At 37.2% G+C, this 11,907-nt stretch carries 11 protein-coding genes; 3 read left to right on the forward strand and 8 right to left on the reverse strand.

All coding sequences use genetic code 11. From position 1 onward, the window contains the following. The first annotated feature begins 157 nt into the window (after positions 1-157). On the forward strand, positions 158-1,162 hold the full coding sequence (locus tag AACY61_RS02210) for a type IX secretion system membrane protein PorP/SprF (RefSeq protein WP_339609767.1): 1,005 nt from the start codon (positions 158-160) through the stop codon (positions 1,160-1,162). A 6-nt stretch (positions 1,163-1,168) separates the two neighbouring features. Here the strand turns inward: AACY61_RS02210 and murI are convergent, their stop codons facing one another. From murI to AACY61_RS02250, 8 genes are all read right to left on the reverse strand, one after another. Beyond that, positions 1,169-1,957 (reverse strand): glutamate racemase, encoded by a 789-nt coding sequence (murI, locus tag AACY61_RS02215; RefSeq protein WP_339609769.1) that lies wholly within the window; start codon positions 1,955-1,957, stop codon positions 1,169-1,171. Between the two features lie 67 nt (positions 1,958-2,024). Beyond that, entirely contained in the window at positions 2,025-2,522 is a 498-nt protein-coding gene (locus AACY61_RS02220) for an OmpH family outer membrane protein (RefSeq protein WP_339609771.1), read from the reverse strand. Positions 2,523-2,570: 48 nt separating this feature from the next. Next, positions 2,571-3,638 (reverse strand): OmpH family outer membrane protein, encoded by a 1,068-nt coding sequence (locus AACY61_RS02225; protein WP_339609773.1) that lies wholly within the window; start codon positions 3,636-3,638, stop codon positions 2,571-2,573. 35 nt (positions 3,639-3,673) lie between these two features. Continuing rightward, the gene (gene bamA, locus AACY61_RS02230; RefSeq protein WP_339609787.1) at positions 3,674-6,208 is read right to left on the reverse strand and encodes an outer membrane protein assembly factor BamA; all 2,535 of its coding nucleotides are present in this window, start codon (positions 6,206-6,208) and stop codon (positions 3,674-3,676) included. 16 nt (positions 6,209-6,224) lie between these two features. After that, complete coding sequence (locus tag AACY61_RS02235) at positions 6,225-6,965, reverse strand: isoprenyl transferase (RefSeq protein WP_339609775.1); 741 nt, start codon at positions 6,963-6,965, stop codon at positions 6,225-6,227. Positions 6,966-6,968: 3 nt separating this feature from the next. Then, positions 6,969-7,661, reverse strand: coding sequence for a DUF6089 family protein (locus tag AACY61_RS02240; protein ID WP_339609777.1), 693 nt, complete (start codon positions 7,659-7,661; stop codon positions 6,969-6,971). Positions 7,662-7,761: 100 nt separating this feature from the next. Then, entirely contained in the window at positions 7,762-8,652 is an 891-nt protein-coding gene (locus tag AACY61_RS02245; protein WP_339609779.1) for an NAD kinase, read from the reverse strand. A gap of 73 nt (positions 8,653-8,725) precedes the next feature. Beyond that, complete coding sequence (locus tag AACY61_RS02250) at positions 8,726-9,382, reverse strand: CBS domain-containing protein (protein ID WP_339609781.1); 657 nt, start codon at positions 9,380-9,382, stop codon at positions 8,726-8,728. An 86-nt stretch (positions 9,383-9,468) separates the two neighbouring features. Between AACY61_RS02250 and AACY61_RS02255 the strand changes: the two genes are divergently transcribed. Together AACY61_RS02255 and AACY61_RS02260 are read left to right on the forward strand one after the other, a co-directional pair. Continuing rightward, entirely contained in the window at positions 9,469-10,188 is a 720-nt protein-coding gene (locus AACY61_RS02255) for a pyridoxine 5'-phosphate synthase (protein WP_339609783.1), read from the forward strand. Positions 10,189-10,861: 673 nt separating this feature from the next. Beyond that, entirely contained in the window at positions 10,862-11,875 is a 1,014-nt protein-coding gene (locus AACY61_RS02260) for an adenine-specific methyltransferase EcoRI family protein (RefSeq protein WP_339609785.1), read from the forward strand. The last annotated feature ends 32 nt before the right edge of the window (positions 11,876-11,907 follow it).

The raw sequence follows: 11,907 nt of genomic DNA on the forward strand, positions 1-11,907 counted from the left end.
TGAGTCCTACGGGAGCGGGCTGGGACGGCACCTACAATGGCCGCGACCTGCCATCAAGCGATTACTGGTTCAGGGTCGAATACATCGAAGACGATACAAACAAAGAATTTACAGGGCACTTTACCTTGAAGAGATAAAATAAATTATTTATTACCAAATGAACTTAAAACAAAGCACCTACATTTTTCTTATATCATTGATTTTTCAATTTTCCAATGCACAAGATGGAATACCAATTTATTCCGATTATTTTGCAGATAATCTGTATATCTTACATCCATCCATGGCTGGAGCGGCTAATAGCGGACAACTTAGACTTACAGCCCGGCAGCAATGGTTTGATCAGAACAACGCACCCAATTTACAAACATTGGCTGCAAATGTGAGACTGGGAGAAAAATCAGGAATGGGAGCAATAGCTTTCAATGATAAAAATGGATATCATTCACAAGTTGGAGCATACCTTACGTATGCGCATCATTTGAATTTTTCAAGAAGTGATGTAGACTTAAATCAACTTTCTTTTGGATTGACCGCAGGTATAGTACAATCAAGACTGGATGAAACTAATTTTGATTTGAATGATTTTGACCCGGTAATTGCTGGTATTATACAAAGTTCATCCTACTTTAATATGGATTTAGGGATGTCTTATAACTTGATGGATGTATCCATGCATTTTACGGTAAAGAATTTGATTTTTCAAAATAGAAATTTATATACAGAAGAGTTTGAATCCAATAATCAACGAAGGTATTTATTTGCAGGTTCATACACTTTTGGAGGGGCTTATTATTCAGACTGGACTTTTGAACCTTCCTTCTTACTTCAGTTTTTTGAAAGAACAAACGAATCGGCATTTGACATAAACTTCAAGGCATATAGAAAAATGGAGTTCGGACGTCTTTGGGGAGGCCTTTCCTACCGAAGAAGCTTTGATGGAGCCGAATTTCAAAATGGAGCTAGCATCTCAAGTCAAAAGCTACAGTATGTTTCTCCCGTTGTAGGCATTAATTTCAATAAATTTATGTTTGCTTATACCTACTCACAACAAATTGGTGAAGTGAAATTCTCTAATGGAGGATTCCACCAAATTACACTTGGGTTTAACTTCCTTGATCGTGGATCAGCTTATGACTGTAATTGCCCGGCAATAAATTAAACAGATTTAAAAGTCCATATAAGAAATCGATATCCTTTGGCTGTAATCTTTTAAAAGATGAATTAAAGTAGGGGTGGTTTTATTGGTATAAAACTTAAGTGTTGGATTGTTTTTTGCAGGGCCTGCTAACTCATTTTTTTCTAATAGTGATTTTGTTTGTTTGGCAACAGCCTCGCCGGAATCTATAATAGTGACGTGAGGAGGTAATATTTTTTTAATTTGTGGAATCAAATAGGGATAGTGGCTGCATCCTAAAACTAAATAATCTATTTGAGCAGCAATCATCAGGCTTAAATACTTCTCAAGTAACAAATCCATTTCTCTTGTTTCAATTTTATTTTCTTCTATAAGAGGAACTAAACCTTCCCCAACAACTTCAATGATTTGAATATTGTGAGCAAATAACTCTGAAGTTTTACTGAATAAGGAACTTTGAAGTGTTCCTTTGGTGGCAAGAATTCCTACGACCTTTGACTTGGTTTTTAGAGCTGCAGGCTTAATGGCTGGCTCTATCCCGATAAAAGGAATGGGGTATTTTTTCCTTAAGATTTCAATTGCATTGGTCGTAGCTGTATTACAGGCCACAACAATTAGTTTAGAACCCATCGAGAGAAGCTTTTCGGTGTTTTTTAAACTCAACGAAATGATCTCATCCTGAGTTTTATGTCCGTAAGGGGCGTTTTTACTGTCAGCCAGATATATCGTGCTTTCGTTGGGTAAGAGGCTGTGAATTTCCTTCCAAATGGAAGTGCCTCCAACACCTGAATCAAAAATACCTATAGGATTGTTATTCATTGTATAAAAATAAAAACTGCCCGTCAATTGAGGGCAGTTTTTTTATTTATTTTTAAGTAGAGTGGTATTAAATGCCTAACTCTCTTTTAACAGCAGGAAGTAAGTCTTCTCCTTCTGCAACGATTAATCCACTTCCGGGTGTTGCATCCATAACATATTGAATGCCCTTCTCAGCAGCTACTTTTTCAATCGCTTTTTTGGCTTTGTCAAAAAGTGGGCTGAATAAATCGCCTTCTTTTTTCTGTAAATCCATACTTGCGGTTTGACGGTATTCACCAATTTTTTGCTGAGCCGATTGTACTTCTTCTAAACGCTTTCTGTTTTCCTCTTCGGTTTTGGTTTCAGCCTCAGCCTCATATCTCGCTAATTTGGCTTCAAGCTCCTTACCCATAGAAACTAATTCGGCTTCATAGGTCTTCTTTATGCGTTCGAGCTCATTTTGTGCTGAAAGTGTTTCAGGCATGGCTTCTATCAGCGCTTGGGTATCGATATGTGCCATTTTTTGTGCATTTACAAAGCTTGTAGCACTAATCATTAATACAAGGGCTACTAAGATTGATTTCATGTTTTTCATTGTGATGTAATTAAGTGTTTGTTAAATTGTTTATTTGAATTAAAAGCTGCCTCCGTCATTGTCATCATCTTCTTCAGATTGTTGAGGGGGCATATTGTTGTTGTTATTTCTAGCATTTAAAATAGAATCTCTCCTGCGTTCTCGTTCTTCAAGAATTTGTTGCCTTCTTGCTTCCTGTTCTGCAACTCTGGCTGCCCGAACAGAATCCTGAACCCTTTTTCTTTCAGCTTGAATTTCTTCTCTGCTGGGAGCATTATTGCTTGCAGTGGTGTTACTTTTACCATCCACCTCTGTTTCTGGTTCAGAAGTGTTTTTATCACCACTTTCGTTTGAATCACCATCACCCTGATTTCTTTCATCCAGAATGCGTTGACGTCTGGCTTCAAATTCAGCTTGCCTTGCTGCTCTGATGGAGTCTCTCACACGTCTTCTTTCTTCCAGTAGGGCTTCTCTTTCAGACTTTCTATCTTCTATAGCTTGTTCACGCTCAGTTAATGCTTTGTCTTGTTCATCAGACATAGCATCCCTGCTTTCAATTTCTCTTTTATCAGCACGGCTTTCGGCTTGTGTTCTTTTTGCAGCCCTGTTGATGATTCTAACCACCTGATCGCTAATGTCATTACGCTCAGCAGCATACAACATCACTACATCAGCCGATTTGTCAAATATAAAATCATACTGTCGGTTGCCTGCAATTTCCTGTACGGCAGTGAACACCTGATCCTGAATGGGTTGTACTAATTGTCTCTTCTGAATCACCAAATCACCATTGGGTCCAAAACGGTCTTGCTGGTATTGAAAAAGTTCATCTTCTTTAATTTGAATATCTTCTTCTCTTTCTTCTATCAATTCATTGGTCAATAAAACACGTTCATTACTCAAATTAAGTTTCATTTGATCAATTTCCCGTTGCATGGTCTCAATGTCTTTTTTCCACTTTTGAACCCTGCCTTCGAGCTGTATTGTAGCTTCTTGATATTCCGGTACATTTTCAAGGATGTATTCCATGTCGATGTAACCGATTCTCACTCCTCTTTGGGATTGTGCCTCTACCAGTAGCGATGTAAAAAGCAAGGTGAAGCTGAGAAAAATTAATTTGTATTTCATAATATTGGTTGTTTTAGAAAATATCGTGCCAAAAATTAAAATTGCTGCCCTATAATAAAATGTGTTTCCCACCCGTTGGCTTGGAAAGTTCCCGGAATTGGGTCAAAACCATAACCAAAATCAATTCCTAATAATCCAAAAGCCGGCATAAATATACGAATTCCTGCTCCGGCTGAACGTTTTAACTGAAACGGATTGTAACTTTTAAACCCGTCATAGGTTGCACCACCTTCAATAAACGTAAGTGCATAAATAGATGCCATTTGTTTCAGAGTGATGGGATATCGCAATTCTAACGAAAATTTATTAAAAATAGTATTCCCGTCTTGATCAGATAAAGACTGGTTTGGATAGCCTCTCAACGAAATAATTTCCCTTCCGTCAAGACTGAAAGCTCCAAGCCCGTCTCCTCCCATAAAAAACCGTTCAAACGGAGGAACTCCTCTGTCTAAATTATAGGCTCCCAAAAATCCAAATTCAACCTGCGGCCTCAAAACCAGTTTATCAATAATATTGGTGTACCAGCTTCCTTTAAATTTGATTTTGTAATACTCAAGCCAGTTGAATCTTTTTTGATCGATTAAACCTTGATTGGGTGAACCATCTGGATTCTGAAACTCAGGATCGGAATCTAAAGTACTATAATTTGTATTATTAAACAAAGAATATGGGGGTGTTAATTTTGCAGTAACATTAAATTCTGATCCTCCCAATGGAAAAACCGGATTGGTGAAGGTATTGTTCCTGCTGATTCCAATGGTATAAGCCAGGTTGTTTGAGAAACCGTTTCCAAAGGTAAAGAGCCCGGTATTGTAATTCTTTAAATTGTAATGCTGAAAACTAATGGCGTGTGACAGTACAAAGTGGTCATCAGGCCAACGCAACCTTTTAGCCAATCCAATTGAGCCTCCTGTGATGAGAAAACGGCGGTCACGATCTGCTTCACGCTCTCTGAAATCATAAAAATACTGTATGGTGTGTGAAAAGGAAAGACTAAACTGAACCGGTTTCTTTCCTCCCAACCATGGTTCAACAAGTGACAAACTGTAGGTCTGGTAAAAACTGCTCGCCTGAGCTCTCAAAGAAAGCTTCTGACCATCACCCATTGGTAAGGGCTTGTAAGCATCACCATTAAAAATATTTCTGAGGGAGAAGTTATTAAAAGAGAGACCCAGTGTCCCTACAAAACCACCACCTCCATATCCGCCCTGAAGTTCTATCTGGCTGGCTCCGCTTTCTTCCACACTAAACTCCATATCAAGCGTGCCCGAATTGGGATCAACATTTTTAAAATTCGGGGAAATAGTTTCAGGGTCAAAAAATCCAAGCTGCCCCAATTCCCTGATCGTTCTCACAACATTGCGCTTACTGTACTTTTGTCCGGGTCTTACACGCAATTCACGGTAAATCACGTGGTCATTGGTTTTGTCGTTTCCAATCACAGTAACATTGTTGAAATAGGCGAGTTGCCCCTCATGAATCCTGATTTCAAAATCAATGGTGTCGTTCTGAATGTTGACTTCAACAGGGTTGATTCTTGAAAATAAATACCCGTTGTTTTGATATGCATTGGTAATGTCGTCTGCATCAGGGTCAGTATCGTCGGCAATTCGCTCCTGAAGTAAAACACCATTGTAAGTGTCTCCTTTTTGAATTCCTAAAAAGTTTTTTAATTCCTGATCGGTATAAATGCTGTTTCCTATAAATCGAATGTCTCCAAAATAGTGCTTTCTGCCCTCCTCAATCTCAAGGTAAAGCTCAATGTTTTTCTCGTCTAAAACTGCCAGTGAGTCTGAAACGATTCGGGCATCACGATAGCCGTTTTCTTTGTAATTGCTAATGAGGGAAACCTTATCCTCCTCATAGCTTGATTTGATGTATTTTGAACGTTTAAATAAACGCAGCGGGTTTTTTTGCTTGGTGTTTTTCATAGACCTTCGCACCTTGCTGTCTGTAAGTTCATCATTACCGGAAATGTGAATCTTTTTTACTTTTACTTTTTTACCGCGGTCTATATTGATTTTCAAATCCTGACCAATTTCTTCACCGGTGGAATCAACCACCGGCTTGGTGAGCATCATAACATCAGCAAAGAAAAAACCGTCGTCTTTGTATTTGTTTTTAATAAAGTTTTTGGTTGTTGTGAGCAGGTTTTTAGTGATTTTTTTACCTTTAGTCAAATTGAGCTCTTTGAGAAGCTCTTTGGCTTTACCCTTTCTGATACCATCGATGGTGGTTTCATTAAGTGTGGGAAGTTCAATAATGTTTATTTCAAGGTCAACAATGTTGTCTTCTATGTTGGTTACATATATATTGACATCACTAAAGAGGTTTTCATCCCATAGTTTTTTAATCACATTACTGATTCGTTCACCCGGAATATAGACTTCTTCACCTTTTTTTAAACCCGAAAATGTAATGACTGTGAGTTCATTAAAGCTCTGAGCTCCTGTAACATTAAGCTCGCCAATGATATACTTCTTGCCGCTGTCTAACTGGTTTTGTTGTGAAAAAACAAACAGAGGGATTAATATAAATATAAATAAATTTAAATAGTATTTTAATCTCATAGGTGATGAAATCAAATTAGTTAAGTTGATCACTTGTTTTTCCAAATCTTCGTTCTCTGTTTTGATAATTTAAAATTGCTTCAAAAAGGTGTTCTTTGTTAAAATCAGGCCACAGTACCTCTGTAAAAAAAAGCTCGGCATAGGCTATTTGCCATAACAAAAAATTACTGATGCGCTGCTCTCCGCTGGTTCTGATAAGCAAATCAACATCAGGCAAATTTTGCGTGTAAAGATGCTCATTTATAACCGATTCGTCAATAGTTTCCGGGGAAATTATATTATTTTTAACTTTATGGCAAACAGCCTTTACCATATGTGTAATTTCTTCTCTGGAACCATAACTCAGGGCCAGGGTCAAGATCATCTTTTCATTGCTTTTGGTTCTTTCCATAACCTCCTTAAGCTCTTTGCGGGCTTTAGTGGGTAAGGAATCAATATGGCCAATGGCATTGAGCCTGATGTCATTTTCCTCCAGGGTTTTAATCTCTTTTTTTAAAGAAGAAACCAGTAAATTCATTAAGGTTTTGACTTCCATTTTTGGACGGTTCCAGTTTTCAGTCGAAAAAGCATACAGGGTCAGGTATTTAACACCTAGCTTTCCACAACCTTCAACTACTTCTTTGACAGCATTCGCACCTTTTTCATGGCCCGCAGTGCGAAACAACCCTTTGAGTTGAGCCCACCGCCCATTGCCATCCATAATGACCGCCAAGTGGCCGGGGAGCTTGTTCTTATCTATCTTGTCTATTAAACTCATACGTTAAAAAGTGCAATAACAGGGTTTTCTTCCAAACATCACGGTTAAGTTAATGCCGGTAAAAACATACCAGTCGTTGCTGTTAATATTGCCAAACTTCAGATTGAGATCACCCTCTTTTTCTCCTGTTGGGTTACTGCCATCCAGATTGTCAGTAAACGTGTAACGAGCACCAATTTCAGCACCCAGCACCATGCTCCTTCCAAGAGTTAGTTTGTATCCAACCACCATTGGTATGGCAAATGACCAGGCATTGCCATATTTTTTTAATTCATTATTTCGCTCCAAAAATAAGCTTTCATGATTAAAATAAGTAATTCCTGTGTATAAATATGGTGAATTCTGTGGCTTGGCACTGTGAGTGTTAAACTCCCAAAAGGTAAATTCAATACCCAGTGAAAGTTCTTTTACACTATTTGTAAAGGAATAACCGCGTTGTTGCCTCCGGATTTCTTTAGAATCGGCATCGTCTGATTGTAAGCCGGCAATCATCGCAGTAAAACGAAAGGAGTGACGTGGCGTTCGGTTCCAGCGAAACATACCGCCCACAGCCAGGTTATTGGGGTTGATATATGTAGTGGGGCCCACATCTCCAATATAATTGGAACCCCCCAGTAATCCGCCAATTTCATACGTTTGTGACTGGGATGTTTGAACTGCAATAAATATCAATAATACGGTCGCAAAATGCTTCATAAAACCTAAAAAGTTTGCAAATATAACAATAAAGTTTGGCCTGCAATAAGCAGAGTCCAATACTCTCTTTTGATTAACAAACTTTGTGTGGTTTTATTGTCTAATTGCGCTTGTCTTCACCCCATAATAACTTTTTTCTTAGCGTTTTGATAAAACTGTCCTCCTGAAGCTGAATCATTTTTAAAGTAAAGGGCGATTTTTTAACGGTAATTACCGTGTCATTATCAAAACTGGCTATTCTAGAATCCAGTGAAACCAAATAGTTTTCTTCACGACCGGAAACTTTCAACGTAATTTCGGTAGTGTCAGGAATAACAATGGGCCTGGCATTCAAATTATGGGGTGCAATGGGTGTTAAAATCAAACTGGAAGAACTGGGCTCAAGTACAGGCCCCCCACAGCTTAAAGAATAACCCGTAGAACCCGTTGGGGTTGAAACAATCAAGCCGTCAGACCAGTAGGAAGTTAAATATTCATGGTTAAGATACGTCTCAACCTTAATCATCGAAGTCGTGTTTTTCCGAATTACCGTAATCTCATTTAATGCAAAATTGAGCAGTTGATTCTCATGGCCACCTGGCGAAATATCCAGACTCAGTAAGCTGCGTTCAGAAATTTTGTAATCGCCTTCAAGAATGCGCTCTACCGAATTGGTGAGTTCTTCTTTTTGAATACTGGCCAAAAAACCAAGCCTTCCGGTGTTGATACCGGCAAAGGGGATGTTCAAATCCTTGATGTATGTAATTGATTTCAAAATAGTACCATCACCGCCTATGCTGAAAAATAAATCAAAGGAATGATCCAATACTGTAAAGGTTGGAAACCTGGAAGCTTTTAAATCCAGCTCATCGTTTTCAGAGATTAAGGTGTAAAAGTTTTCTTCAATAAAAACAGCAACTTCTTTTCTCCTCAAAACATCAAACAACATCTGTATGTAAACAGAAGAGTTTTCGTGATAAAATTGTCCATATATTCCAACTTTTAATGGCATCCTTGCTACTAGATTTGTTTTATTAAATATTTTTTGATTTTGTTACTGACCACTGACCACTGACCACTGACCACTAAATATTAAGGTACTTATCTAAATACTCCGACCGTTCTTTTAAATTATCAGACCATTTATCTTCATCGTGACTGGAAATAATTTCATATCCATAACGCCTGAAAGTTTGCACAATCGCATTCATTCCGGTATGCCCAATTTTGATTGTGGTTTGTGTTTTTTCCCCATCAATCTTCGAAACAAAAATCCCTAAAAGCTTCGCATTGTTCGACTCGATAATCTGACAGATTTCGCTGAATGAATAGTCACGAGACCCTTTTTGAACCTCAATTATACCACCGTTTTCATTGAGAAAAGGGGTGTTGTTAAAAAGACTCATAATGTCGGCCAGTTCAAAATAACCCAGATACGTATTGTGAACATCAAGAACCGGCATGATGTTACTGGAATTATTGGCAAAAGCCTCAATAATATCAAGCCAGTTGGTATGTTCCCTCACAAAAAAAGGCTCCAGGGCATAAGAGTAGTCAGCCAGTGTTTTTTCGGAATCAAAACAATGGGCATCCGTCTCAGAAACACATCCCACAAAAACCTGTTCTTTCATGACAGGTATATGCGAGTAGGTCAACTGGTTAAACACCTCTTTAACAGCCCCCAAAGAAGTGTTGATGTCAAAAGGGTCGATGTCGCGAATGATGTAAAGCTTTGTATCCAAAGTAAAATTATTTTTTGCAAATTAATTAAAATTGTACAGACAGTGGTCATCCATCTTTGTATTTTTGCAACCCAAAAGTACGATTTATGACTAAGCTTAGTGTAAATATTAACAAAATTGCAACCTTGCGGAATGCACGCGGGGGTAATGTACCCAATCTGCTGGAAGCAGCTCAAAAAATTCAGGAGTTTGGTGCCCAGGGCATCACCATCCATCCCCGCCCCGATGAACGTCACATTCGCCGTCAGGATGCTTATGAGTTAAAACCAGTGGTGTATACTGAATACAATATTGAAGGCAACCCCTTTAAGCCTTTCCTGGATATGGTGATGGAACTAAAACCCACACAGGTCACCCTGGTGCCCGATGATGACAATGTGTTGACATCAAACGCGGGTTGGGATACCTTAAAACACAAAGACTATTTAAAAGAGATTATTACTGAACTTAAGCAAAATGGCATCCGTACCTCCATATTTGTAGACCCGGTTTTAAAAATGATTGAAGGTGCCAAAGCAACCGGTACTGATCGCATCGAGCTGTACACAGAAGAATATGCAAAGCAGTATGAACTGGGTAATAAAGAGGCAGTGAAACCCTATGCAGACTGTGCTCATCTGGCAAACTCACTGGGCATTGGCGTCAATGCCGGTCACGATTTGTCTTTAGATAACATCGCTTTTTTCAAACAAAACATTCCCGGCTTAATGGAAGTTTCAATTGGCCACGCCCTGATTTCAGAAGCCCTCTATTACGGACTTGAAAATGTCGTGGGAATGTATTTGTACAGATTAAAAGATGTTTAGTTCTCTAATGACAACAGCTTAAAAGTGAATTTAAGCTGTTAACTTTCAGGCCACATTTGGTGTTTCAATAGCTCAAATAGCTACTCAAATTGTAATGGAAAACTCCTGTGAATTTGTAAAAATAAGTTAAACAAGTAAATACTGATATCCATTGAATGGTGTATTGCTGTTGCTTCCTGCTTTTTATTATCATAGACTTAGAAACCAATAATTCAATCTCGTAATCGTAGTCTGTATTCCTTTGGGTTTACTTGCTACTTACTTTTACCTTTTACCGTAAATTAAACGTAATTTCTTCGATGTTTTACCGTAAAAAGTACTGTATTTACGGGTAAACTACGAAGAAACATCGAAGAAACTACGGAAAAAAATACCATATATCTACAAGCAATATAAAGTTAAACCGGGTGCATAAACCTTTTAAATTATTAAAAAGTACATTTGAAAAGCTTGGTGTATTAAACTCTTTACAGTTCAATTAAGATTTTATTCTTAACTTTCACTTTTAATTAATTTAGCGCTGCCTGTAGTGGGGATATGGAAAATATCAGCAATGATTAAGGGGATTGTTGTTGATATAGGTAAGTTGTAACCCATTTGAAGTAAACGAAAACGCTGACCAAAAACGAGATTGAATTTTGTAAATTTACGGAATAAAAAGAAACTGAACTGAATGGCTAAAACAGCATTAAATAAGAATTTACAAACTGCAAAATCTTCAAAGAAAGATGAATTCTATACCCAACTTGCAGATATTGAAAGAGAATTAAAGAATTATAAAGACCACTTTAAAAACAAAGTAGTTTATTGTAATTGTGATGACCCAAGAGTAAGCCATTTTTTTCATTATTTTTCATACAACTTTGAGCAATTAGGTCTTAAAAAATTAATCACTACTTGTTATAAAAATCAAAATGCCGATTTATTCAGTCAAAATAAATCTGAAAAAGCTATTTATTTAGAATATAATGGCGACAAAAACGCAAATAATGTTCCAGACCCTGAAGAAATTGGAATAGAACATTTGAATGGAGATGGAGATTTTAGAAGCAAAGAAAGTATTGACTTACTTAAAAAGGCTGACATTGTAGTAACCAATCCACCATTTTCTCTATTCCGTGAATATGTTTCTCAATTAATTGAACACGACAAAAGTTTTGTAATAGTTGGTAGCTTTAATGCAATTACTTATAAAGAAATATTCAACCTTATAAAAGAAAATAAAATCTGGTTAGGTTATGGATTTAAAGGTGGTAATGCATATTTCAAAACTACACACGTCAAAGAATTTGCTAAAGGAGTTTATGACGAAGAAACAGATTTAGTAAAATTCAGAAATGTTACTTGGTACACAAATTTGGATATTTCCAAAAGACACGAAGAACAAATTTTATATAAAAAATATAGTCCTGAATTATATCCAACTTATGATAACTATAATGCAATTGAAGTTTCAAAAGTAGCAAACATTCCTCTTGATTATAAAGGAATAATGGGTGTTCCGATTACTTTTCTTGACAAATACAATCCCAAACAGTTTGAAATTATTGGTTCAGATTATGATGTCAGAACAGGTTTGTTACCTGAAATTGTAAATCCGAAATGGAATGGAAAAATTGACAGAGCATATATTAATGGAAAAAGAATGTATGCAAGACTTCTAATAAAATTAAAGCAACCTAATTAATGAATATAGAACTTAAAAAAATTAAGGTTAGC

The sequence above is a fragment of the uncultured Planktosalinus sp. genome, assembly GCF_963973675.1.
Classification (GTDB): Bacteria; Bacteroidota; Bacteroidia; order Flavobacteriales; family Flavobacteriaceae; genus Planktosalinus.

What these genes read in the sequence shown, in the direction of transcription:
- AACY61_RS02210 (WP_339609767.1), top strand. Translation starts at nt 158, where the DNA reads ATGAACTTAAAACAAAGCACCTACATTTTTCTTATATCATTGATTTTT.
- murI (WP_339609769.1), bottom strand. Translation starts at nt 1,957, where the DNA reads ATGAATAACAATCCTATAGGTATTTTTGATTCAGGTGTTGGAGGCACT.
- AACY61_RS02220 (WP_339609771.1), bottom strand. Translation starts at nt 2,522, where the DNA reads ATGAAATCAATCTTAGTAGCCCTTGTATTAATGATTAGTGCTACAAGC.
- AACY61_RS02225 (WP_339609773.1), bottom strand. Translation starts at nt 3,638, where the DNA reads ATGAAATACAAATTAATTTTTCTCAGCTTCACCTTGCTTTTTACATCG.
- bamA (WP_339609787.1), bottom strand. Translation starts at nt 6,208, where the DNA reads ATGAGATTAAAATACTATTTAAATTTATTTATATTTATATTAATCCCT.
- AACY61_RS02235 (WP_339609775.1), bottom strand. Translation starts at nt 6,965, where the DNA reads ATGAGTTTAATAGACAAGATAGATAAGAACAAGCTCCCCGGCCACTTG.
- AACY61_RS02240 (WP_339609777.1), bottom strand. Translation starts at nt 7,661, where the DNA reads ATGAAGCATTTTGCGACCGTATTATTGATATTTATTGCAGTTCAAACA.
- AACY61_RS02245 (WP_339609779.1), bottom strand. Translation starts at nt 8,652, where the DNA reads ATGCCATTAAAAGTTGGAATATATGGACAATTTTATCACGAAAACTCT.
- AACY61_RS02255 (WP_339609783.1), top strand. Translation starts at nt 9,469, where the DNA reads ATGACTAAGCTTAGTGTAAATATTAACAAAATTGCAACCTTGCGGAAT.
- AACY61_RS02260 (WP_339609785.1), top strand. Translation starts at nt 10,862, where the DNA reads ATGGCTAAAACAGCATTAAATAAGAATTTACAAACTGCAAAATCTTCA.